Annotated in this window: 18 protein-coding genes; 15 read left to right on the forward strand and 3 right to left on the reverse strand. The window is 54.9% G+C overall.

Annotation, left to right across the window (positions count from 1 at the left end; translation table 11 throughout):
• Positions 1–13 precede the first annotated feature (13 nt).
• The 5 genes from PUT07_RS09575 to PUT07_RS09595 are packed head-to-tail and all read left to right on the forward strand — an operon-like array spanning position 14 to position 7,895.
• Positions 14–880, forward strand: coding sequence for a carbohydrate ABC transporter permease (locus PUT07_RS09575; protein WP_274467732.1), 867 nt, complete (start codon positions 14–16; stop codon positions 878–880).
• Complete coding sequence (locus PUT07_RS09580) at positions 877–1,707, forward strand: carbohydrate ABC transporter permease (RefSeq protein WP_274467733.1); 831 nt, start codon at positions 877–879, stop codon at positions 1,705–1,707. The genes PUT07_RS09575 and PUT07_RS09580 overlap by 4 nt, the downstream gene beginning before the upstream one ends.
• A 28-nt stretch (positions 1,708–1,735) precedes the next feature.
• Positions 1,736–4,633 (forward strand): alpha-L-rhamnosidase, encoded by a 2,898-nt coding sequence (locus tag PUT07_RS09585; RefSeq protein WP_274467734.1) that lies wholly within the window; start codon positions 1,736–1,738, stop codon positions 4,631–4,633.
• A gap of 30 nt (positions 4,634–4,663) precedes the next feature.
• Positions 4,664–6,229, forward strand: coding sequence for an alpha-L-rhamnosidase-related protein (locus PUT07_RS09590; RefSeq protein WP_274467735.1), 1,566 nt, complete (start codon positions 4,664–4,666; stop codon positions 6,227–6,229).
• 1 nt (position 6,230) lies between these two features.
• Positions 6,231–7,895 (forward strand): glycoside hydrolase family 3 protein, encoded by a 1,665-nt coding sequence (locus PUT07_RS09595; RefSeq protein WP_274467736.1) that lies wholly within the window; start codon positions 6,231–6,233, stop codon positions 7,893–7,895.
• A 336-nt stretch (positions 7,896–8,231) separates the two neighbouring features.
• On the opposite strand, the gene PUT07_RS09600 is transcribed toward PUT07_RS09595, so the two are convergent.
• Positions 8,232–8,882: a transcriptional regulator gene (locus PUT07_RS09600; protein WP_274469263.1), complete on the reverse strand. Its 651-nt coding sequence runs from the start codon at positions 8,880–8,882 to the stop codon at positions 8,232–8,234.
• 391 nt (positions 8,883–9,273) lie between these two features.
• Between PUT07_RS09600 and PUT07_RS09605 the strand changes: the two genes are divergently transcribed.
• The 3 genes from PUT07_RS09605 to PUT07_RS09615 are packed head-to-tail and all read left to right on the forward strand — an operon-like array spanning position 9,274 to position 11,033.
• Positions 9,274–9,858, forward strand: a complete 585-nt coding sequence (locus PUT07_RS09605) for a TetR/AcrR family transcriptional regulator (protein ID WP_274467737.1) — start codon at positions 9,274–9,276, stop codon at positions 9,856–9,858.
• A gap of 41 nt (positions 9,859–9,899) precedes the next feature.
• A complete protein-coding gene (locus tag PUT07_RS09610) occupies positions 9,900–10,511 on the forward strand; it encodes a VC0807 family protein (RefSeq protein WP_274467738.1) in 612 nt (203 codons plus the stop codon).
• A gap of 15 nt (positions 10,512–10,526) precedes the next feature.
• Entirely contained in the window at positions 10,527–11,033 is a 507-nt protein-coding gene (locus PUT07_RS09615) for a GNAT family N-acetyltransferase (protein ID WP_274467739.1), read from the forward strand.
• 77 nt (positions 11,034–11,110) lie between these two features.
• On the opposite strand, the gene PUT07_RS09620 is transcribed toward PUT07_RS09615, so the two are convergent.
• Complete coding sequence (locus PUT07_RS09620; RefSeq protein ID WP_274467740.1) at positions 11,111–12,001, reverse strand: helix-turn-helix transcriptional regulator; 891 nt, start codon at positions 11,999–12,001, stop codon at positions 11,111–11,113.
• Positions 12,002–12,186: 185 nt separating this feature from the next.
• Here PUT07_RS09620 and PUT07_RS09625 point away from each other — a divergent pair, with 185 nt between their 5' ends.
• Entirely contained in the window at positions 12,187–13,221 is a 1,035-nt protein-coding gene (locus tag PUT07_RS09625) for a glycoside hydrolase family protein (protein ID WP_274467741.1), read from the forward strand.
• Positions 13,222–13,224: 3 nt separating this feature from the next.
• On the forward strand, positions 13,225–14,562 hold the full coding sequence (locus PUT07_RS09630; protein ID WP_274467742.1) for an alpha-L-fucosidase: 1,338 nt from the start codon (positions 13,225–13,227) through the stop codon (positions 14,560–14,562).
• Between the two features lie 150 nt (positions 14,563–14,712).
• Here the strand turns inward: PUT07_RS09630 and PUT07_RS09635 are convergent, their stop codons facing one another.
• A complete protein-coding gene (locus PUT07_RS09635; protein WP_274467743.1) occupies positions 14,713–15,612 on the reverse strand; it encodes an AraC family transcriptional regulator in 900 nt (299 codons plus the stop codon).
• 124 nt (positions 15,613–15,736) lie between these two features.
• Between PUT07_RS09635 and PUT07_RS09640 the strand changes: the two genes are divergently transcribed.
• The 5 genes from PUT07_RS09640 to PUT07_RS09660 all read left to right on the forward strand — a co-directional run bounded on the left by PUT07_RS09640 (position 15,737) and on the right by PUT07_RS09660 (position 23,650).
• Positions 15,737–18,250, forward strand: coding sequence for a glycoside hydrolase family 2 TIM barrel-domain containing protein (locus tag PUT07_RS09640; protein ID WP_274467744.1), 2,514 nt, complete (start codon positions 15,737–15,739; stop codon positions 18,248–18,250).
• 33 nt (positions 18,251–18,283) lie between these two features.
• Positions 18,284–19,423, forward strand: coding sequence for a glycoside hydrolase family 88 protein (locus tag PUT07_RS09645; protein WP_379239764.1), 1,140 nt, complete (start codon positions 18,284–18,286; stop codon positions 19,421–19,423).
• 1,053 nt (positions 19,424–20,476) lie between these two features.
• Positions 20,477–20,767 carry a hypothetical protein gene (locus PUT07_RS09650; RefSeq protein WP_274467746.1) on the forward strand — a complete coding sequence of 97 codons (291 nt, stop codon included), beginning with the start codon at positions 20,477–20,479 and terminating at the stop codon, positions 20,765–20,767.
• 51 nt (positions 20,768–20,818) lie between these two features.
• Positions 20,819–22,516 (forward strand): AAA family ATPase, encoded by a 1,698-nt coding sequence (locus PUT07_RS09655; RefSeq protein ID WP_274467747.1) that lies wholly within the window; start codon positions 20,819–20,821, stop codon positions 22,514–22,516.
• 177 nt (positions 22,517–22,693) lie between these two features.
• On the forward strand, positions 22,694–23,650 hold the full coding sequence (locus PUT07_RS09660) for an acetylxylan esterase (protein WP_274467748.1): 957 nt from the start codon (positions 22,694–22,696) through the stop codon (positions 23,648–23,650).
• Positions 23,651–23,727 lie beyond the last annotated feature (77 nt).

The following is a 23,727-nucleotide window of genomic DNA, read 5'->3' on the forward strand; positions in this document are numbered from 1 at the left end:
AGGGGTGATCAAGATGGCCAAGGTATTCAAACGAACGTACTCATATGCTTTTCTGCTTCCTGCAGCCATAATTTATTTGTTGATCTTTATTTTTCCGACCATGCTGTCATTTTTCTTCTCCTTAACGAGATGGGATTTAACGAGCTGGACGTTCATCGGCTTCGACAATTTTAAAATGTTTTTTCAAGAGGCGTCGCTACTGATCGGTTTCAAAAATACGTTGATCTATGCGATCGTCACCTGCGTACTGAAGGTTGTTCTCGGCCTGCTCCTGGGCGTCTTCCTGACATCAAAAATAAGAGCCAAAGGCTATCTGCGGTCTGTCATATTTTTCCCTACCCTCCTTAGCACCATCGCCGTCGGTATCACGTTCAGCATGATGATGCATCCGTCTCAAGGACTGATTAATACGGCGCTTGCCGCGATCGGCATCGCCGGTCCGGATTGGTTGGGCGATACGCGCATTGCGCTGTTATCGGTGGCTCTTGTCGATGTTTGGAAAGGAGTAGGCTTTGCGACCGTTATTTACATCGCCGGCATACTCTCCATCCCGCAGGAATATTATGAAGCGCTGGAGATGGATGGAGGAGGTGCTTTCCACAAGTTTTGGAACATTATTTTACCGTTAAGCCGTCCTGCTACGAACTCTGTCATCATTCTGTCTTTTATCGGCGGATTGCGCTCCTTCGATCTGGTCTGGGCAATGACCAAAGGCGGACCGGGTTTCACGACCGACCTCATCGCATCCATCATTTATAAGCAGTATCAGGGCGGATATTACGGCCTTGCTACTGCCGGCAATGTCATCCTATTCATCGTTGTTACGGCTTTAGCCCTTCCGCTATATACGTATTTGAACAGAAAAGAGGCTGAGCTATGAGCAGAAAAATAAGAGGCTTAACCCTTGAAATCGCTGCCATTGCGATGACGGTCGTGATCTTCTGGATACCGTTCTATTTCGTTATTGTGAATGCGCTGAAAGATAAGAAAGAATCGGCGCTGCTGAGCTTGGCATGGCCTTCGTCGATCCATTTATGGGACAATCTCAAGGAAGTTGTCATGGCACGTAACTATATGCTGCTGCGGGCGTTCTACAACAGTACGCTGCTGACCGTGCTATCGATCGTCGTATTGGTGCTCGTGTGCGCCATGGCCGGTTATGTCATGCAGCGCCGAACGGACCGCTTGACGCCTTGGCTGAACTTCTTCGTGCTCTCGGGACTCATCATACCGCCTGCGATCGTCCCGACCATCTGGGTGCTCGATGGAATCGGCTTGTTCAAGACATTGCCGGGACTTATTCTCGTCGAAGTGGCGCTTGGCTTTCCATTTGGCGTGCTGCTATATAAAGGCTTCATGTCTACCATTCCGCGCGAAGTCGATGAGGCTGCGGTTGTGGATGGCTGCGGCGGATTGAAGCTGTTCTATAAGATTATCCTGCCGCTTCTGCAGCCGGTGACGGCAACGATTATTGTGACATCGTCCGTCGGCATTTTCAATGACTTTACGAATCCGCTGTATTTTTTCCCGGGTGCGAAGAACGCAACGGTGCAGCTTACTCTATACAATTTTCAAAGCCAATTCGTTACGCAATGGAATTTGCTGTTCATGAATATTTTGCTGATTACGTTACCGCCTCTCGTTTTGTTTATTTTCTTCAATAAAAAAATTGTGGCCGGGATGACGGCTGGCTCCGTCAAAGGCTAAGGGCCGCAACAATCAGAGGAGGATTACGATGGACAATTTGAAAGTTACATCCTTGAAGTGTGAATACAGGACCAATCCGCTCGGCATCGGTGCCGAGCGTCCGCAGCTCAGCTGGCAGATCGAATCCGAGCGCCGCGGTACGCTGCAGCGGGGATATCGGATTGCGGTAGCCGGCGAAGACGGCGATTTCGACCAGCCTGTCTGGGACACAGGGTACACGGAATCCGACCAATCGATTCAGATTGCCTACGCCGGACAATCGTTGAAGTCAAGGACCCGCTATCTGTATAAAGTGAAAGTCTGGGATCATTTCGGCCGAGAATCCGCATGGAGCGAGACGGCTTGGTGGGAGATGGGACTGCTGGCGCGCACCGAATGGCAGGCGGAATGGATCGCCCCGCATCCGGATGACATCGATCCGAACGCCCAGCCAGCTTTCCAGCTTCGCAAGCCGTTCCATGTGACTGGCGATGTGAAGAAGGCGCGCATCTATGCGACGGCAGCCGGCGTATATGAGCTGTACGTGAACGGATCTCGCGTTTCGGACGAATGCCTGGCGCCAGGTTGGACGAGTTATCCGACCCGGCTGCAGGTCCAAACCTACGATGTAACGGAGCTGCTGGAGCCAGGCGGGAACGGTCTCGGCATAATGCTCGGGGATGGTTGGTACCGCAGCGGGATGGGCTTCGAAGGGAAAAATTTCAAGTACGGCGAGCAAAGAGCCGCGCTTGCCCAACTGCATATTACCTATGCGGATGGAACGGAAACCGTAATTGGAACGGGCAGTGATTGGACAGCCTCTTTGGGGCCGATCCAATATTCCGCTATTTATCATGGAGAGACGTATGATGCTGGACTCGAGCAGGACGGCTGGAGTACGGCGAACTTCGACGATCGCGAATGGCAGCGGGTTCAGGTGATCCCAGGCCTCAGCAAGGATGTGCTCATTCCGCAGGAGAATACGCCGACCCGCGTTACGGAGACGATTCGGCCGGTTGCAGCTTTCGTAACGCCTGCCGGCGATCACGTGCTGGATATGGGCCAGAACATGGTTGGCCGCCTGCGAATTGCCTTAGAGGCTCCGGCCGGGACGAGCATCGTACTGAAGCATGCCGAGGTTTTGGATAAAGACGGAAACATCTATTTCGGCAATTTACGGTCGGCACGGCAAGTCGTCACTTACATTGCGAAAGGAACCGGTCTTGAAAGCTATGCGCCCTATTTCTCCTTCATGGGCTTCCGTTATGTGAAGGTGGAAGGCTTCCCGTGCGGGGAGAACGGACTGCCGCTGGACGCTTTCCTCGGAGAAGTGATGCATACCGACATGGAGCCGGCAGGCGAATTCGAATGCTCGGATAGCCGGGTGAATCAGCTGCAAAGCAATATTCGCTGGGGGCAGCGCGGGAATTTCCTCGATGTGCCGACCGATTGCCCGCAGCGCGACGAACGGTTAGGCTGGACAGGAGATGCGCAAGTGTTCATCTCCACAGCATTATTTAACTATCAGGGAGGTCCTTTCTTCACCAAGTGGCTGCATGACGTGAAGGCGGAGCAGAGGGAGAACGGTGGTATCCCGTTCGTTGTTCCTGACGTCGTAGGCGGGGAAAATTCGGCCGCATGGGGCGACGCTGCGGTCATCTGCCCGTGGACCGTCTATCAATACTACGGCGATAGACGTTTGCTTGCCGAGCAGTACGACAGCATGAAAGGCTGGGTTTCCTACATTCGCTCGCAGGGCGAGCAGGAGTTTCTGTGGAATACGGGCTTCCACTTCGGCGATTGGCTGGCGCTGGATGCCAAAGAAAACAGCTACGTCGGAGCGACGCCTGTCGCGCTGATCGCAACCGCGTATTATGCCTACTCCACCCGTATGGTCCGCGATGCCGCAAGAGTGCTTGGGCACGAGGAGGATGCACGGGAATTCGACCGGCTTCATCAAGGTGTCGTGCAAGCCTTCCGCGATGAATTTGTGACGAACAGCGGGCGAATCGCTTCCCCGACGCAGACGGCGCATGTGCTGGCGCTTGTGTTCGACCTCGTCGACGACAGCGTGCGGGCCAGGGTAGCCCGAGATCTGAATGACTTGATTCGAGATAACGATTATCATTTGTCAACAGGCTTCGTCGGTACGCCTTACCTCTGTTTCGCGCTCTCGAATAACGGCTACCACGAAACGGCGGTCAAGCTGCTTATGCAGGAAAGCTATCCGGGCTGGCTGTACTCCGTGTCCAAAGGGGCGACAACGATCTGGGAGCATTGGGACAGCATTAAACCTGACGGCTCGTTCTGGAGTGACGATATGAACTCGTTCAACCATTACGCATATGGCGCTATCGGCGACTGGATGTACCGCCAGATTGCCGGGCTGGATATGGACTCAGCCGTACCTGCCTTCAAGCGTATTCATATCGAGCCCAAATTCGCAGTAAACAGCCTTACTTATGCGCGGGCGGCGCATGCCTCCTTGTATGGCCGCATCGAGTCCGGCTGGCAGGTGAACGGCGAACACATCCAGGTGAAGCTGCATATTCCGGCGAATACGACGGCAGAAGTTATCCTTACCGGCGCTGTAAGCGGATCTGTCCGCGAGGGTGATCGTGCGCTGGATACCTCGATACCAGGCATTATGGAACTTCGGGATACCGAACAAGGCGTATGCGTTGCGATCGGCTCTGGCGATTATTCATTCAGCTATACCAACGGCGATCTATTCCGGATCAGGTTCGACGAGCATTCCCGCATCCAGGATGTACTCGAGAATGAAGCGGCAGCGGCTGCATTGAAACGTCATATGCAGGCGCTTGTCGAAGGACCGTTCCTGAGTTTCGTACGAAAATCGACGATCAAGCAATTAGGCGAGAATACGATGACAGGCGTTAAGCGCGAGCAAATCGATGCCTTGGTTGCGGACCTCAAGCTTATCTAACAAGAATCGAGACAGGAGTGTAAACTTGCAATGGGGATCAATTCTAAGTTTGTTGAACTGGCCGAGCGGCTGGTGCCGGATTTGCATGAGTCGGTTATACGGCCGCAAGCGGTAGTTGAGGTTGTCGCAGATGAAGAAGCGTTCCAAGGATGGAGCGTGCAGCCGGTAGGGAGTGTCTCCGATCTGCTGGCCGGCACCTTCGGCAAAGGGGACAGCTTTATTCTCGATTATGGCGATCACCAAGTCGGATATGTGTCATTGGCCGTACATGCCGCGGGCAGTCCCCAGGATGCCCCGTGCGGCTTGAAGCTGACGTTCGGCGAAATGCCGTGCGAAGTGGCCGAGCCGTTCGACAGCTATGACGGCTGGCTCAGCAAATCCTGGCTGCAGGAGGAAACGCTTTACCTCGATGTGCTCCCTGCCGTCGTACGGCTGCCGCGGCGCTATTGCTTCCGCTACATGAAAATAGAGATCATAGATACTTCCCGTAAGTATACCGTGTCATTCCAAGATATTTGGTGTACGGCTGTTACTTCTGCGGATGTTTCGAAAGTGAAGCCGCTGCCGGCTGACCTGGCGGAGGATCTGGCTGCGATGGACAGAATCTCGGTCAAGACGCTGCAGGACTGCATGCAGACGGTTTTCGAGGACGGACCGAAACGGGACCGCCGGCTGTGGATTGGCGATTTGCGGCTTCAAGCATTGGCGAATTACTATACGTTCGGCAATTTCGAATTGGTGAAGCGCTGTCTGTATTTATTTGGCGGGATGACGCTGGAGGACGGGGCTGTTGGCGCCTGTGTCTTTGAGAAACCTCATCCATTGGTCGATGATACGAGACTGTATGATTATGCGCTCTTCTTCGTGGCAACTTTGCACGATTATTACGAGGCTTCCCAAGACCGGGAGACGCTTGCCGAGCTGTGGCCTGTCGCGATGGAGCAGCTCCATATCGGTCTTGCACGATTGGATGCATCCGGGCTTGTACGTGACGATGAGTCGTGGTGGTGCTTCACCGACTGGCACCCGGAGCTGAATAAACAAGCGTCCGCGCAAGCCGTCCTGCTTTATTGCTTGAAGAGGGGCAGGATCTTGGCCGATGAGCTGGGGTTGGAGCAGGAAGCTGCGTATATCGACGAACAGATCGACCGGGTAATGAACGCGGCGGTTAAGCAATTATGGGATGCGGAGCAGCAGTTCTTCGTCAGCGGCGCCGGCCGGCAGGTCTCGTGGGCCTCCCAAGTTTGGATGGCGCTGGCAGGTGTGCTTGATGCAGAAGAAACCGGGCGATTGATGGACCGCCTATTCGAGCGGCCTCCGGCTATCGGCATGACGACGCCTTATATGCATCATCATCTGATCGAAGCGCTTATGGAAAGCGGCAGAACGGAGAAAGCATTGGAACAAATGAGAGCCTACTGGGGCGGGATGGTGAAGGACGGAGCCGACTGCTTCTGGGAAATTTACAATCCTCATGACAAAAAGCTCTCGCCTTACGGCAGCAATCTAATCAACAGTTATTGCCATGCATGGAGCTGTACGCCGACGTATTTTATTCGAAAATATGTGCTTTCCGGGGAAAGGCGGGGCGAGTGAGATGACAGAAGATCAGCTTAAAGGCAATCCGTTTTACTTGTCGGAGGACGCCGTCTCGTGGGTGACGAAGACCCGGGAGGCGCTGAGCTTGGATGCGAAAGTCGGCCAGCTGTTCGTCGTCGTGCAGACACCGTTCATGCCGGAGCAGGAGGATCTGCTGAGCATTGAACCTGGAGGCGTGCATCTCTTCGCCTTCAGTCCTGAAGCTACGAAAGCGAATCAGCAGGCCCAAATAGCCGATATGCAGAGGCGCAGCAAGCTGCCTCTGCTCGTTACCGGGGATTTGGAGTCCGGCGGGTTTGGCGGAGCCATTGACGGGACGAACCTGGCAATGAACATGCAGGTGGCGGCTACGGGTAAGCCCGAACTGGCGCGGGCGTTCGGCGAAGGCATCGCGACGGAAGGAGCGGCGATGGGCTTTAACTGGATATTCGGCCCTGTGCTGGACATCAATTACAACCATCAGAATCCGATTGTCAATACACGCGCTTTCGGGGATACGCCGGAGGTGGTGGAGTCGTACGCGATTCCGGCGCTCGAGGGCGTGCAGAAGAGCGGACGTATGGCGGCTTGTGTCAAGCACTGGCCAGGAGACGGGATGGATGACCGCGACCAGCACAAAGTGCTGACGGTCAATTCCATGGAGATGAAGCATTGGCGTGAAACCTATGGACGCCTATACCGTTCGGCGTTCGAAGCCGGCGCCAAAAGCGTCATGAGCGCACACATCGCGCTGCCCGCGTATTACAAGGAGCTTGGCATTGACGACGTGCGGCGGCAGCATACGCCGGGTTCGCTTTCCTCCGAGCTGAATGTGAAGCTGCTTCGCGAAGAGCTGGGCTTCAACGGCTTGATCATTTCGGACGCAACGGCGATGATCGGCATGACCAGCTGGGGACCGCGCCACGAGATCGTCCCGCAATGCATTGCAGCCGGCGTAGATATGTTTCTATTTACGACAGATCTAAGGTTCGACTATGAAGCGATGCTGCAGGGAGTGCGCGATGGCGTCATTACGAAGCAGCGGCTGGACGAAGCCGTGACGAGAGTGCTGGCGCTCAAGGCTTCCTTGGGACTTCATCTGCCCCAGCAGGCGGAGCAGGATTTGACGCAGGTCGGCTCCCCCGAGCAATTAGCTTTGGCCGAGGAGCTGGCGCGGGATTCGGTGACGCTCGTGAAGGACACGCAGGGGCTCCTTCCGCTGTCGGTGGAGAAGCATCGACGCGTGCTGCTGATTTCATCGGGCAGCGAAGGCTCTCTCTTCGCGGAGAATGGCTCCGGCGGCACCCTGTTCGCGCAGATGCTGGCGGAGGAAGGCTTCGAGGTCATCCGGGATTACCGGCTTAAGCCGGCCGGCAACGACATTGACCTTGTGATCTTCGTGGCGCAGAAAGCGCCTGGCTTTATGCAAAATTCTTTGCGCTTGTCGCCGGAGGAAGCGGGCGGTATCTTCACGTGGTACCCGACAACGGTACCGACGGTGTTCATCTCCTTGGGCAACCCGTACACACTGTACGAGATGCCGACGATGCCGGCGATGATCAACGGGTACAATGCTTCGGCCGCCGTGCAGCGGGCGATCCTGCGCTGCCTGCTGGGCAAGCAGCCGTTCCGCGGCGTCTCGCCGGTGGACGCGTTCTGCGGGTTGGCGCTGGCGCGGTTGTAGGGGGCGAGCGGAAGCCGCCTGCGGCGGGTGCGCGGGCTGACGTGTGGGGCCCGCCGGGTTCACTGCCGCCGGTTGAAGGCGGCCTGCGCAGGAGCGAGCCCCGCAGGGGAGGGATGGCGGCGGGCGCGCCAAGCTAACGGACACCACGGCCGTTAATGCCGTGGGAAGCGGCGCGCGTTTCGGCTAACGGACACCAGAGCGCTTATTTGCCAATTTCGAGGTCGAATCCCCCTCGAAAATGGCAAATAGCGTCATCGGTGTCCATTAACTCATGAATTCGGCAAAAACCGCCGAATAAGCGCATCTGTGTCCGTTAGCAGGCCGGACCACTCCCGGTTATTCCCTCCGCAATCCGTACGTGCGAAACCTTTGCCCGCCACTCACGACCATCAGGTATCCACGCTCCACTAATTTGTGCAAAATCCGCCTGACTTGCCGCTCGGAGATACGCAAGTGGTCCGCCAACTCAGTCGGCGTGAACGGGCGCAAGAGCCGCCGCGCCAATCGAATCGTCTCCGCTTCGTAACCATTGAGCTCCCCGGACACATCTGTCGAAAGGAACGTTCCAATGAACGCCAGCACGAGCTGTTGACAGCGCCCCGGCTCATCCATGATGGAAGGATAGGCGATGGACAGAAATGTCCACCTATCCAGGGTCAGCAAACTATGCCGCCAGCACAAATCTTTAAATCGACTCACATCCAGATCTCTCGCATGAGGACCGAAGCCGTGAATCTCTATCCCCCCTTTGGCGCCTTCCGGCATATAGGCAAGATCCAAGTACCGGTAACCGTTGTTGAAATCGCGCACCTCCCATTCCGGGTACAAATGATCGAAATTATGCACCGTCGGAAACCAGATCGCACGCAGAAATTCTTTCGTCCCGTGGCCGAGTCCCTTATTCAAAATCTCGCGCCGCCTGGGATTATTCTCTTGCTTCATATTCAACTCCATCCATTCCTCATACATTTGCTCAAAACGAGACACACTCACACCGATCCGCTCCTCCATACAAATTTGAAAAACAAAAAGCCGCCCCGATACCAAGGTATCGAAGCGGCGTGTTCTTCACGTCCAAATTAGTACTAGTGTAGCGTGGAAATCGCATTTCGGCAAGTAGGCTGCTAACGGGAACATTAAAAAAAATGTACCGCAGCACTCTTTACAGACCGACGGTCGGTATAGTAAGATAATGCCATAACAGACCGGCGGTCGGTTCGGAACTCTAACATAGCGAGGAAATACAATATTTACACAGACAGCCAGTAAGCGGAGACGCCATCAGACGGAAACAGTCGATTGAGTGGTAAGCTCACCAGGCCGTACTAAACGGCATGCTGGCTGTAAATCCGTTCGATCATCAAAAGGAGAGCACACCATGTCAACTTCGGCAAAAGCAAGTTTTCAAGTCATTATGGACGCAACAGAGGCATTGATTCAGGAGAAAGGGTGCCGGCAAACGACACTGCAGGATATTATTACGCGCACGGGTTTATCCAAAGGGGCGATCTATCATTACGTGACGGGCAAGGATGAACTGCTCGGCCTCCTGCTGAAATCCCGCATCATGCAAATCAATGCGCGCTTCACAGAGTTGGTGAACAGCCCGCAATCCCAAGGGCTTGCCAACCCGCTGCAGCTTATTGCGGAAGGGATGCTCAACTCGACGCATCATAACAATGTGACGAACCAGATTTTCATCTACCTGCTTAGTCAGATGGACAATGTGAAGGTCGCCGTAATCGTGCAGGAAGTGTTCGCTTTCACGCAGCAAACGTGTGTGAACTGGATCGAAGTCGGGCAGGCTCACGGCGTCATTCCCGCAGAAGTGGATGGCAAGAAGGTAGCCGAGCGTTTAGTCACTTTTTTATATGGCATGAGGGTCCAAAATACGATTAACCAAGAAATGAGCCGGATGACGGTAGAGGAGCTCGTCACCTTCATGACCCGCTCATTCAGCTGATGATTTTACGGATTCTGCGCACATGAGAGGAGAGATTTAAAATGTCCAAACGTAACTATATTATTTTCACGTTGCTTGTCAATGGTGTTGTGCCTTGGGCTCTGTACGTCTGGTTATCCGAGTATATGAGTTCTCTTGCGGCTTTGACGATTGCAACGCTCGTTCCGCTGCTTGACAATTTGGTTCACCTGTTGAAACACCGCAAGCTGGATGCCTTCGGGACATTGATGCTCTTCACGTTTCTATTGACGATCGTACTCGTTCTGCTGGGAGGCAGCGAGAAAATATTGCTTGTCCGGGAATCGCTCATCACGGCCGCTGTCGGGCTGGTTTTTCTAGGATCGTTGTTGTTCCGGCGCCCCATTATGTATTATCTGGCATTGCGATTTATCGCTTCGCCGCATTTTGCGGAAAACTGGGAGTATGCATACTTCCGCTTCGTGATGAAAATGATGACCTTTGTTTGGGGCGTTATCCTGACGATGGAAGCGGCGGTGCGGGTGGTCATGGTGTACCGGCTTCCGACTGCGAGCTACTTGGCGCTTTCGAACTTCGTGCTGTATGGCTTCATCGGAGCGGCTGTGCTCTGGACGGTCGTATACCGCCGTCATTCGGCGGCAAAGCTTAGTCAGCTGAAACAAAGCCGGGTGTAGGAGGGGATTGGCAGTATGGAGATCGTGCAATTGGGTGTGAAGGATGGCAGCGACCTGTTAGCGCTGTACAGAAAGGTAACAGCCGAGCTGAATCGCCAAGGGATTCGCCAGTGGGATTGGCTATATCCCAACCGGTTCGTTATATCTGGCGATTTGAAAAGGGGTAACGCCTTCGGGGTTCGCGAGGGCTCCCGCATCATCGGAGCCGTTGTGGTGGACAGCCGCCAAAGTGCCCGCTATGAAGGCTTGTCTTGGACGGAGGAAGCGGCAGATCAGATCCGCTGCCTTCATCGTCTGGCGGTCGCGCCGGATCGCCAAGGACAAGGAGTTGGCGGGAACCTGCTGCGCTTTGCCGAGGAACAAGCACGTCTGTCAGGCGGCGCCAGCATCCGGCTTGACGTCTTCTCCGGGAACCCCGGTGCCGCTCAACTGTATGTGAAAGCCGGTTACCGGCAAGTGGGGAGCATCCGGTTTCCACTGAGGAAAGAGCCTTACGCGTGCTTCGAGAAGCTGCTCGGATGACCATCGTCCTTATCGTACATTCAATGAAGGAAGCCTGACAGCCGGGTAGTGATGCCGGCTGCTCGGGCTTTTCTTTATTAGGTTCGCGCCAGGTCAGCGGCTTCCTCGGCATAGAAAGACGCCCGGTATTTCGCCGGGGGCACCCCGATCGTTTTGCGGAACAGGCGGAAAAAGTAGTTGATGTCGGAGATGCCGACCTTGGCGGAGATTTCGTGCAGGGAGAGCTCGGAAAATTCCAGCAAGTCGCGCGCTTTGCGCATGCGAATTCCGTTCAAATACTGCAGCGGTGTCAGAGTCGTATGCTTCTTCAAACATTTGGACAAATAATCGACGGAGAAATTCAACTGCCTCGCCATCTCATCAAGCCGGAACGGCTTATCGATGTGATCGTTCAAATACGCAATCATGTTATCGCATACTTGTCTGCTGTGGTGATTGTGGGACGTTTTGGCCTGGTTCTGCAAAAGCATTAACAGCTGAACGAACATCGCCTGCAGAGGAAGCATCCGTTCAAGCACGGAGGAGCTTCGCAGCTCGGCCATTTCGTCCAGAATCGACCAGATCTGATTGGTTTTCAGTTCCTTGAACTTGGGAAGATACATAAACTGCTCCTGCGGTTCAAGCTCATGATACGTCGGGACGGGCAGCACCGAGTGCCAGCGAATCTCTTCGGGGGGCAAAAGACGCCGGGCAGAGGGATGCTGGACATGCAAATAGTAGAGAACGGTGCCTGGTTGGCAGGCAAGATGCCCGTAATGCCGCTTCCCCGGCTCCAGAATAAGCATTTGATTGTCCTGAATCTCGTATGGAGTGTCTTCTTCCGTTATATAGAAGCGCCCGGAGCGGACGATAATGATATCGTACAGCGGAAAGGTACGGTCGTGGTGGCGGAACGGTTTGGGGAAGGTCGCTTTTTTGACGGTCACAAGCGTGGGCAGCGGTGGAATTAATAGTTCTAAACACAGCATTCGCGCACGTCCTCTCAGACAGGTAATCGTAACTATAGTATAGGCTCGGCATGAGCGTCCTTGCAAGCTGGAAGAAACTGATTTTGTACTTAGTTTAACTGATTTTCTGAATAGTACGGGGGGGAGACACCGCCTATAATGGAGGAAGAGTCAGGTCGCCAAAGGCCAGAATGGAGTGAGATTCGTTGTCCAAAAGTTTGTATGAACGTCTGCTTCCTGCTCCCAGGAACGGAGGCTTTGCCATGGAAGGCTACTGGGTGTGGTGCGGCTCTGTCGTCCAAGGCGAGGACGGGCGCTTCCATATGTTCGCTTCCCGCTGGCCCAAGGAACTTCCGATGCATCCGGGATGGTTGGTCCGGTCGGAGGTCGTCCGGGCCGTATCCGATACGCCCGAAGGGCCTTACCGGTTTCAAGAGGTCGTGCTCCCGGCCCGAGGAGCGGAATACTGGGACGGCCGGAGCACGCATAATCCCCATATTGTGAAGCACGATGGCCATTATTTGTTGTACTACATGGGGACAACGCATCCTTTCCCTGATGTCGCTCCCGGAGAGCCTTACGGGTTGAGCGATCCCCGCTGCATCGTGGCCAGGTCCAACAAACGAATCGGGCTCGCGATATCCCGGCATGTCGAAGGACCGTGGGAGAGACTGGATTCGCCGATTCTGGATGTACGTCCTGGGAAATATGATAGTTACTTGACATCGAATCCGGCTCCTTGCGTACACGAAGACGGATCGGTTCTGCTCATTTACAAAGCCAGAGCCTATGAAGGGCATGAATACAGCGATATGTCCTTAGGTGCTGCACGGGCGGATCATTACAGGGGACCTTATTATGCGGTGAGCGACGAACCGATTTTCCCGCCGTCCGATATTCATTTGGAAGACCCGTTCGTTTGGCGAACGGAAAGCGGTTACGAAATGATCGCCAAAGATATGAACGGGAACGTAGCCGGGGAAAAGCACGGCGGCATCCATGCGCGGTCCGTCGACGGATTGAAGTGGCAAGTAAGCGATAACCCGAAATCATATTCCAGAATCGTGGCTTGGAATGACGGAACGACGCAGTATATGGGCAATTTCGAAAGGCCCTTCCTGCTGTTCCGGGAAGGCCAGCCAACGCATTTATTCGCTGCGACGGCGGACGGGACAGGCGGCTTCAGCGGCCGAAATACGTGGAACATGGTTATTCCGATTCGCAATAATAAGGAGGCGTAGACTATGTCAACATCTATCGTTCAAGCACGTGAGGAACGTACGCGCTGGTTTCGCGACGCGCGCTTCGGCATGTTCATTCATTGGGGGCTGTATGCGATTCCCGCCCGCGGAGAATGGGTTCGCGGAATCGAGCGCATGTCGGCGGAGCAGTATACCGCGTATTTCGATGAGTTCGATCCTGCCGATTACGATCCGGTGAGCTGGGCCAAGGCGGCCAAACAGGCCGGCATGAAATACGCTGTACTCACGGCGAAGCATCACGATGGCTTCTGTCTATTCGACAGCCAATTGACCAATTTCACCTCGGTGCATACCAGGGCCGGCCGCGACTTGGTTAAGGAATTCGTGGAAGCGTTTCGCGCCGAAGGCTTGCGAGTAGGCTTGTACTACTCCTTAATCGACTGGCATCACGAGGATTATCCGGCTTATGGGGATGCGTACCATCCGATGCGGGATAACGAAGCTTTTCAGCGGACCGACGAACAGTTCGAGCGGTATTTGGAATATATGCACGGACAAGTTCGCGAGCTGTTGACAGGTTACGGTAAGCTGGATATCATGTGGTTCGATTTCTCCTACGGAGACATGAGCGGGGAGAAATGGCGGGCGACGGAGCTGGTGCGAATGATTCGCGAACTGCAGCCTCACATCGTCATTGATAACCGGCTGGAGCGGAACAACGAGCATCAGAGCAGTATATATACGGAGCATCCGGCGGAGTTCTCGGGTGATTTTGCTTCGCCCGAACAAATTATCCCTCCAAGCGGTGTGACGGATAACCAAGGCGCACCCATCCCATGGGAGGCGTGCATCACGTTAAATAACAACTGGGGGTATGCACCTGCGGACCGTGCGCACAAATCGGCGAAAACGGTGATTCGCAAGCTGGTGGAGTGCGTCAGCAAGAACGGCAACCTGCTGCTGAATATCGGGCCCGATGCGAAAGGTCGCATTCCGCAGTGGTCGCTGGATGTGCTTGAGCAGGTCGGAGATTGGCTGCGCCTGAACGGCGACAGCATCTACGGCTGCGGGCAGGCTAAGCGCAGCAAGCCGGACTGGGGGCGCTACACGCAGAAAGGGAATAAGCTGTACGCCCATTTGTTCGAACAGGAGATCGGGGCTATTTTGCTGCAAAATTTGGAGGGCAAAATTAAGCATGCCCGACTGTTGGCGGACGGCTCGGAGCTGGTGCTGTCAAGGCCTTGGAACGCGGCGATGTTCCCGGACGATGCATTCGTCAACTTTGCTTCGCCGACGGTCTTTACCTATGCGCTGCCGGATGAAAGAGATACCGTGCTTGAGCTGGAGTTGATCGAGGAGACGGATCAACCGGCCGGCTAATGGACAGAGCGGCCCTTATTCAATGAATGAGGGCCGCTTGCTATTGGCCTAATCGAGCGCGATTGCGCTGTGAAACTGCGGTGTCCGGGGCTGAGGCACGGAGGCGCGGCGCAGGCTGTACCTCGGCTCCCGATACGCGGAAACGCGCGATTAGACCGGCTCTTGCCGTGGATGCATCCCCTTGAATGTATATGGCGTGTAGCCGACATGCTTCTTGAACAGCTGGCAAAAATACGAGAAATTGCCGAGCCCGACAGCCTCTCCGATGTCCTGTACCGACATGTCCGTCGTTCGCAGCAGCCAGCAGGCTTGGCGGATACGTCTGGCGGTGATGTACTCGGTGATGGTGCTGCCGATTGACGCGCGGAAAGTCGCCGAAACGTGATTAGGCGTCAGGTGAACCGCATGGGCTAGCTCTTCCAGCTTGAAGGGCTTGCGGTAATTGTCTTCGATCCACGCCAGCATGCGCTCGGCGGTCGTTGAGCTTCTGCGCGGTTGCAGGGCAACCGGGGCGGCGCTAGCGGAGAGCGCAGCCTCAGCGTCCGTGCGCAGCTGGTGCATGAACGCTGTCAGGAACAGCAGCTGCTCCTCCAACAGCCGCTCCGTTCCCCGTTCCGGCGCTGCTTCAATTCTCGGGGCATAGAGACGGAACAGAGTCTCCAGCTCCGGGAGGTTGGAACACTGAAACGTTTGTGGTGCAAGAGGATCCTTCCATAAGCTGCGCAGGAATTGCTGCAGGGCCGGATACGCGGTCAATGCGGTCTCCAGAACACCCGGCTCCAGAACGAACAACGAGCGGATGTAGCTTTCCTGCGGCAAGTTATGAATGCGAAGGCGGTGCAGTTGAAAAGGGCGGAAGCAGAAGATGGAACCGGGGGCAAGCTCCACGATTTGTTGCTCAATTACGGCTATTCCCCTGCCTTCATGGACGACAAGCAGCTCCATGCCCTGGTGGGCGTGAAATATTTCCTCGAAGTCGCGCGATCTATTTTTAAAAAACGATAACTGGACCGGATGAACGTTCAAGTTCATATAATTCATCAGCTTCATGACGCATACTCCTCATCGTAATCTAACAACATTTTATCATAAGAGGGCTAAACTTTAACTTCCTTTTTTTTGATACGATAGTAGCAGGTAAAGTGAAAGCAGCTAGAGGAGGAAGTACTCGTTCATGATAAAGCAACGATTGATAGAAAATTGGCAGCATTATCGCGGTACGCTTGGCGGCCCATGGGAAGTGTGGCGTGCGGACAAGCTGCAAAATCATTACAACGTGCCGTGGGAGACGGTCGTGCTGCCGCACACTTACAACGGCTATGATGTGATGGACCCGGACAGCAAATATTACCAAGGTCAAGGCTGGTACCGGAGCAAGCTGAACGTGCGGAACCCGTTCCCGAAAGGCCGGACGCTGCTGCATTTCGAAGGGGCAGGCCAGCGAACGGACGTGTACGTGTACACAGAGAAAGTCGATTCGCATCTGGGCGGCTATGACGAATTTACGGTCGATATCACGGAAGCTGCGGAGCGGGCACGGACCATCGAACGATATGCCGGAAGCATTCCGGTGGCCATTGCCTGCGATAACGGCAGAGAGCTGGAAACAATCCCGTCGGATGCAAGCGATTTCAATCTGTATGGCGGCGTGTACCGGTATTTGAACCTCGTCTATGTACCGCAGGTCTCGCTTGCTGGCGTACATGTGCAGACGGATGTCGGCGAGATCAAGGGCGGATCTGCCGCCAGCGGTAAGGTCAAGGTGCGCGCCAAGCTGTATAATCCGGATAACGCCGCGGGCATGTTGAAGCTAAAGATTGCGTTAACGCAGCCGGATGGAACGGTCGTCGAACAAACGGAGGTCTCGATGGCGCCGTGGCAGGGCGAGCGGGAGATTGCAGCGTTCGAGGTGGCGAATCCGCAGTTATGGTCGGTTGCCGATCCGCAGCTGTTTGCCTGTGCGGTGGAGCTTCGCTGCGAGGACGGCGAGACAACGGTGCAAGAGCGGTTCGGCTTCCGCAGCTTCGAATTTATGAAGCAGGGTCCGTTTAAATTGAACGGGGAGCGCCTGCTGCTGCGCGGCACGCATCGGCATGAGGATCATGCGGCTGTCGGAGCGGCGATGACCGAAGAGCTCATCCGGGAAGAAATGCAGCTGATCAAAGCGATGGGCGCTAACTTCATCCGATTGGGCCATTATCAGCAGTCGCGCATTGTGCTGGATCTGTGCGATGAGCTCGGCTTGCTCGTTTGGGAAGAAATTCCGTGGTGCCGCGGCGGTCTTGGCGGCCCGGAATATCGTCAGCAGTGCATCGATATGCTGACGGCGATGATTGAGCAGCACTATAATCATCCGTCGATTATTTTATGGGGACTTGGCAACGAGAACGATTGGGAATGCGACTTCGATTATTTCGATCAGCAGGAGATCCGCGCTTTCATGAAGCAGCTGCACGATCTGTCGCATGAACTGGATCCGAGCCGTTTGACCTCGATTCGCCGCTGCGAATTTTGCAAAGATATCATTGATGTGTATTCGCCGTCCATCTGGGCCGGCTGGTACCGCGGCGTGTACACGGACTACGAATCAAGCTGCAGAACGGCTTTCGAGAATGTCGATTCGTTCTTCCATATGGAGTGGGGAGCGGACAATTTGCCGACACGGCATGTGGAGGAGACATACACGGGCTTCAAGCTGATGAAGAAAACGGATGGATCAACCGACGAACGTGACGGCGATTATTTGCTCACGGGCGGCGAGCCGCGTGTTTCCCGTGATGGCGATTGGTCGGAGACGTATTTCTGTGAAATGATCGATTGGTATCTGAAATGCCAAGAGCATATGAGCTGGCTGACAGGGGCGGCGCAGTGGTCGTTCAAAGATTTCTCAACGCCGGTACGCCCGGATTCGCCGATTCCGTACTTAAATATGAAAGGGATCGTAGAGCGGGATTTGACGCCGAAGGAAGCTTACTATGTTTTTCAATCGTACTGGTCGAACGAACCGATGGTCCGCATCTACGGCCATACGATGCCGGTCCGCTCCGGCGAGGAAGGCGAGCGGAAGCTTATCAAGGTTTACTCCAATGCGGAAGAAGTCGAGCTGTTCCTGAACGGCGTAAGCCTTGGCGTCAAGCGCAGAGACTCGCAGGATTTCCCGTGCGCAGGCTTGCGCTGGGAGACGGAGCTGCGGGCCGGCGAGTACGAAGTGCGCGCGGTAGCGGTGCGGGGCGGCGAAACGGTGAGCGATGAACTGCGTTTCACGTACCAGTCTCAGGCGTGGGGCGAGCCGGTACAGCTGAAGCTGACAACGGCGTCTATGGCAGACGGACGCATCTATGCGGAAGTATGCGCCTATGATGCGAAGGGAGTATTTTGCCCGGATGCGGCGGCTTTCGTACGGTTTGGATTAGCCGGCGACGGGAAGCTGTTGGATAATCTGGGCACGATTCGCGGATCGCGGCTGACGCAGCTTGCTACAGGCCGTGCAGGCATTTATGTGGATCCGTCCGGCGGCTTGCCTGCGGGCATAACAGTCAAAGATTTTGTCAGTGCTGGAGGCCCCGCTTCTTCGTTGGCATCTAGACCGGATGGCGGCGGAGGCATTGAGCGAATCTATACGTCCGTGATCACCGCATCATGCGAAGGGATGCCAACGGTTACGCAAGTTATTGCGATGAAAGGGTAAATAACAATATTGGGAGGTTGTACGATGAACGAGATGACAGCGGTTTGGAAAAATGCCGGGAAATTCGATGAAATTTTGCCCCAGGTATGGGAAGCATTGCAGGAGAAGGTCGACCGCATGATTACGCAGCTTGGAGAGAAATCTCCGCATGTGGCGAAGGAAGACGGCATCTACGACGATATGCGGATCGATTGGTGGACCTCCGGCTTCTGGCCGGGCATTCTGTGGATCCTGTACGATATGACGGGCAAAGAGCATTACAAGGAAGCCGCTTGGCAGTGGGACGAAAAGCTGGAGCAGGCGAGCGTGCGCGACAACAATTTCCACCACGATGTCGGGTTCCAGTATTTGCCGACTGCCGTGATCAAGCATAAGCTGACAGGCGATGCCACGGGCTTGCGCCGCGGGGTTACAGCCGCCAATTTCCTGGCGGGCCGCTTCAATCTTGCCGGTAATTTCTTGCGTGCCTGGAATCAGGACAAAATCGGTTGGTCGATCGTAGATTCAACCATGAATCTGTCGATCCTGTTCTGGGCCTCGCAAGTAACGGAGGATCCGCGTTTCGAGCAGATCGCCATAGCGCATGCGAATACGGTTGTGGATAAATTCGTTCGCGAGGACGGCTCGGTGAACCATATTTTGAGCTTCAACCCGAAGACGGGCGAGCTCATCGAGTCGCTCGGCGGCCAAGGCGCCGGACCTCAGTCCGCTTGGAGCCGCGGAGCCGCTTGGGCGCTGCATGGCCTGGCCAACGTCTACCGTTACACGGGCGATGCCCGATACTTGCGCGCAGCGCAGCGCGTGGCTAACTATTTCTTGGCATGTTTGCCGGAGGATCACGTCGCACACTGGGATTTCCGTGCGGCGGAGTCGCTCGATGGCGAGCCGCGGGATACATCCGCTGCCACCTGCGCGGCATCGGGGCTGATCGAGCTGGCGGAATTCCTGCCAGGCATCGAAGGAGCGGTATACCGGCAGGCTGCCGAACGAATACTGCTGTCGTTGACGCAGAACTACGGCACATGGGAACAGCCGGAGCACCAGGCCATCCTGCGCGAAGGTACGGGCAATAAGCCGGCCGGACAAAATGTGAACGTGTCGCTCATTTACGGCGATTACTATTATGTGGAGTCGATTGCCAAGCTGCTCGGTTGGAAGCAGCGGATTTTTTAGAACAAAAGCAGGTACCAGTTCAAACTGGTGCCTGCTTTTTTGTTTGGGACCGATCGCTGCATGGACACGACAGTCCTAATTGAATGGATATAACCAGCATTGCAAATGTAAACTCCACCAGTACCGTTATCCGCGTAATGGAGCATCATTACGGCGAAAAGCCGACTAATATAGGTAAATTGGAGTCCGTTAGGAGCTAGATGAGGCGGATTACAGCGGGGGTGGGCCGATTAACGGGAGTTTTTCAGTAACCCAACATTCGAGGCTCCATCAGGCAGCATTTAACAGGAGAAACTCCCGTAATTGGCTTGGTCCTCGGTAAGGGCGGGACTCTAGTAGAGGGAGTCGGGCTTTCTTGATCTGATCGCAGGGCGTAACTGGAATTTCTCCCGTTAATCCCGAGATTATTAACCCATTTCTACGAATAAAGGGAATTCCTCCCGTTAATTTTCCCCTTTTTTGCTTAAAGTCTGCGGGTACAGGCCGATTAACGGGAGATTTTCCTGTTATTCAGCATTCGTGGCTCCACCAGGCAGCATTTAACAGGAGAAACTCCCGTTATGGGCTTGGTTCTCGGTAAGGGCGTGACTCTCGTTGAGGGAGTCGGGCTTTCTTGAGCTGCCGCAGGAGAAACTCCCGTTACAAGCTTGCTCTCGGTAAGGCTGAGACTCTCGTTGAGGGAACCGGGCTTTTTTGATCTGCCACAGGCCGAGATTCTCGTTAAGGATTCCTGTTATCCCAACAGCCGAGGGCTATCTATGCCATAACGGCCGCTGTGTCCGATAGCCTCGGTCGGTTGGGGGTTCTCATAGCTGCAGGAATATTTCAGCTCGGCTACGCATGGCATTTCATAGAGGTGAATTTCCATTATTTTCATCTGCTTATTTGCAATTCCAGCTCTCTGCACATTGTGCTTGATTTTAAACCGCCCCCGGTCTTAATATGAAAGAAATAGAATATATTGGTGGTAATCTATGTTTTTCAGTCTGAATCTCACAATATCCGCACCTGTCACTTTTCCTAGCATAAGATGTACCAAGGTGGTGGTGAAAAGTGGTAAACACAGTTGCAGGCTGGATGATTTACACTTTATGGGCTATTTTCGGGCTGATGATCGTGCATTTCTTAATCTCCTTTTTCCGAACATTTTGGGAAGGAACTTTCGATTTCAGTTTCGTGTTAGATTATTTGAAAGATGTCCTCTATTACATTCTGCCATTAAATGTGCTTGTAAATTTATCTTCAATTGATCCTACAGGTTGGATTCTTGTGATCTTCTATTTCATCTGCGGGATTGCTGTCATTCTCAAATATTTATTGGATTTCCGCAAAATCTTCCAATAAACCAGTTTAAAGGGCCTTCTGAAAGTTGGTCCCAGGAAAGGAAGTGAAGCCATGAGGAGATATCGGTGGATTAAGTGGCGTACATTCATCCTCTGGCTCGCAGCCCTCGTCATAACCGGCACCGTGTTGTGGGTGGGAGGGCCGACCTATTGGAACGTCGCACTGACGATTCTCAGCCTGTTATTCCAGTTGTTATTCGCAGTCATGTTCATGATCATCCAGTTCGTAGCCCTGTTCTGGTTCTTGGCCAGAGGACGAACGTACTGGATATTACCTGGCGAGACCGGCGCGACCTGGGACGATTATCGGGGGAACCCCGAAATTGTGGAGAATGCCAAACGCATTGTGACCCTTCTCAAAGGGGTCAAAGAGTTCAAGGAGATGGGCGGTGAGGCGATCCGGGGCTTGCTGCTGTGCGGTCCCCCGGGGACGGGGAAATCGTATTTGGCGCAAGTTATCGCCAATGAAGCGCAAGTGCCGTTCGCTTACGCCTCGGCGCCCAGCTTCCAGAACATGTTCTTCGGCGTCGGCAACCTGAAGGTGATGGGTATCTTCAAGAAGGCGCGCAAGCTCGCCAGAGTGTACGGCGCCTGCATCATCTTCATCGATGAGATCGATGCCATCGGCATGAGCCGCCAAGGGGGCGCCGGCGGAGGCATGATGGGGATGATGGGCATGGGCGGGGGCACGGGTCTGCTCAACGAGCTGCTCCTGCAGATGGATCCGCCGAACATCGACAACACCAAGATCGCTAAGCTGCTGCGCTCGCTGGGGCTTCGGCGCAAGAAGGCTGAACGGCCAGCCGTGTTGACCGTTGCGGCTACGAATTTGCCCGATGTGCTGGATGCGGCTTTGCTGCGGCCTGGCCGGTTCGACCGTCAGCTGTGGGTCGATGTGCCCGACTATGACGGCAGGGTTGACATTTTCCAGTACTACTTGAAGAAAGTGAAGCGCGACGCATCGCTGACGCCGGAGGTTGCCGGTTTGGACACGATCGGGTACAGCCCGGCCCAAATCAAGCACATCGTCAACGAGGCGGTCGTCATCGCCCACCAGCGGGGAGCTCAACTGGCCAGCTACGAAGACTTCCGTGCTGCGATGGAGACCTATGAGTGGGGTCTCAAACAACCGCTGCGCTCCATGCGGGACGACGAGAAGCGCAATGTCGCGTATCATGAGGCGGGGCACGCTGTCGCCCAGTTTCTGCTGAAGCCGCATGAGCGCGTGTGGAAGGTCACGATCATCCGCCGTGGCGGCGCTCTAGGGCTGGCTGCTACCAAGCCGACGCATGAGCGGTATAACCGGAGCGACAGCGAGATTCTGGCGGAGATTCAAGTATGCTTGGCTGCCCGTGCGGTGGAGGAAGAGTTCCTGAACAAGAAGTTGAACGGAGTGACCTCCGACCTGCAGCAGGCGACAGAGCTTGCTGGTGCCTACCTGGGCATGGTCGGGATGGGCGATGAGCTGTTCAGCTGGCTGGCCATCGGCTCGCGGGCCGAAGGGCTGAAGGCGCTACGTCCGAAAATCAACGAACTGTTGAAAGATCAGATGCTCCAAGTGAAGAAGCTCGTCCGTGAATATGACCGCTTCGTGCACACGATCGCGGAAGAGCTGTTGAAGCGGGGGGATTTGACCGGCGATGAGATTGAAGGCATTTTCGCCCAGCTGTACGGCGAGCGGCCTGAAATGCCGGAAGTGAAACCGAGTGAGGCGAATGTGAGAATTCAAGGGTTTCAGTTCGAAGAATGAACAATGGCTGTCACAGTGGTCGATTAGGACTGCTGGGGCAGCCTTTTCTACTATACAGAAATTGCCGATTGCTTTAGCATAAAGAGGATGGGACAGGCATTAACAAAGAATGGAAACCGAGTCACATGAAAGTTCCTTGTGATTGTTGAGGTTTTTAACCGGAGAGGATGAGAAGAAGTGAATGTCATTACCAAACGTAAAAAAGAGCTTGAGCAGTATATGCCGGCGGCGACGCTGGAGCGCGATTACATCGATGCCTTTTGGAGCGGTATGCTCGAATTGTCGGCCCGGCAGCCGCTAGCTGTACATAGAGAAAGAACGGATTCGTTATTCCCGGCTGTTCGGATGGATAAGCTGACTTATTCAGGCCATGACGGCACCCCGATTCACACTTGGTTCCTCGTGCCGGAGAACCGGCAGGAGGGCAGCAAGCCGCCTTGCATCATCACGTTTCCGGGCTATACCGGAGACAAAGGCTTGCCGGAGCGCTATGCGGTCTGGCTCCTGCTGGGCTATGCGGTACTTGCCGTCGATGCCCGGGGGCAAACGGGGGAAACGGGCAACTACCTGCAGGATGAGACGGGAGCGGCCAAGGGCTGGGTGTCGCGCAACCTGCTGAACAAGGAACGCAGCTACTATATGGCCCTGGCTCTTGATGTGGTGAGGGCTGTAGAAGCCGCTGCCCTTCAACCGGAGATCGACCCCGGCCGGATCGCTGCGGTCGGTACGAGCCAGGGGGGCGGCATGGCGCTGCTGGCCGGCGCGCTCTGCCCGAACGTCAAGGCGGTCGTGGCGAACATCCCGAATCTGTGCCATCTCGATTACGGCGTGCTTCATTCCACGGGCTCACTGACGGAGGTCGCCCAATATGTGAAGCGTCATCCCGATGACCTGGATGCGGCGCTCGATGCGCTGGCGCACTTCGATATCATCAATCTGGCTCACCGGATTGAAGCGCCGGTATTGATGTCCGTCGGTTGGAAGGACACGGTGTGCATGCCTGAAACGGTGTATGCGGCCTACAATCGTTTGACGTGCGCCAAACGGATCTATGATTATCCGTTCTCCGGGCACGAGACCGGGGAAGAGCATCAGCGCAAGGTTATCCGTTTCCTGCAGGAGATTTTCGAGTAAGCAGGCGTTATGCGCGAAGATGGAGCGGTTTGCCTACTTCACCCGCTCCTTCGGTTGAAGTTATAATGGGCATAGCA

The organism is Paenibacillus sp. MAHUQ-63 (genome assembly GCF_028765165.1).
In the GTDB taxonomy this organism is placed as follows: Bacteria; Bacillota; Bacilli; order Paenibacillales; family NBRC-103111; genus Paenibacillus_E.

What these genes read in the sequence shown, in the direction of transcription:
- PUT07_RS09575 (WP_274467732.1), top strand. Translation starts at nt 14, where the DNA reads ATGGCCAAGGTATTCAAACGAACGTACTCATATGCTTTTCTGCTTCCT.
- PUT07_RS09580 (WP_274467733.1), top strand. Translation starts at nt 877, where the DNA reads ATGAGCAGAAAAATAAGAGGCTTAACCCTTGAAATCGCTGCCATTGCG.
- PUT07_RS09585 (WP_274467734.1), top strand. Translation starts at nt 1,736, where the DNA reads ATGGACAATTTGAAAGTTACATCCTTGAAGTGTGAATACAGGACCAAT.
- PUT07_RS09590 (WP_274467735.1), top strand. Translation starts at nt 4,664, where the DNA reads ATGGGGATCAATTCTAAGTTTGTTGAACTGGCCGAGCGGCTGGTGCCG.
- PUT07_RS09595 (WP_274467736.1), top strand. Translation starts at nt 6,231, where the DNA reads ATGACAGAAGATCAGCTTAAAGGCAATCCGTTTTACTTGTCGGAGGAC.
- PUT07_RS09605 (WP_274467737.1), top strand. Translation starts at nt 9,274, where the DNA reads ATGTCAACTTCGGCAAAAGCAAGTTTTCAAGTCATTATGGACGCAACA.
- PUT07_RS09610 (WP_274467738.1), top strand. Translation starts at nt 9,900, where the DNA reads ATGTCCAAACGTAACTATATTATTTTCACGTTGCTTGTCAATGGTGTT.
- PUT07_RS09615 (WP_274467739.1), top strand. Translation starts at nt 10,527, where the DNA reads ATGGAGATCGTGCAATTGGGTGTGAAGGATGGCAGCGACCTGTTAGCG.
- PUT07_RS09620 (WP_274467740.1), bottom strand. Translation starts at nt 12,001, where the DNA reads ATGCTGTGTTTAGAACTATTAATTCCACCGCTGCCCACGCTTGTGACC.
- PUT07_RS09630 (WP_274467742.1), top strand. Translation starts at nt 13,225, where the DNA reads ATGTCAACATCTATCGTTCAAGCACGTGAGGAACGTACGCGCTGGTTT.
- PUT07_RS09635 (WP_274467743.1), bottom strand. Translation starts at nt 15,612, where the DNA reads ATGAAGCTGATGAATTATATGAACTTGAACGTTCATCCGGTCCAGTTA.
- PUT07_RS09640 (WP_274467744.1), top strand. Translation starts at nt 15,737, where the DNA reads ATGATAAAGCAACGATTGATAGAAAATTGGCAGCATTATCGCGGTACG.
- PUT07_RS09645 (WP_379239764.1), top strand. Translation starts at nt 18,284, where the DNA reads ATGACAGCGGTTTGGAAAAATGCCGGGAAATTCGATGAAATTTTGCCC.
- PUT07_RS09655 (WP_274467747.1), top strand. Translation starts at nt 20,819, where the DNA reads ATGAGGAGATATCGGTGGATTAAGTGGCGTACATTCATCCTCTGGCTC.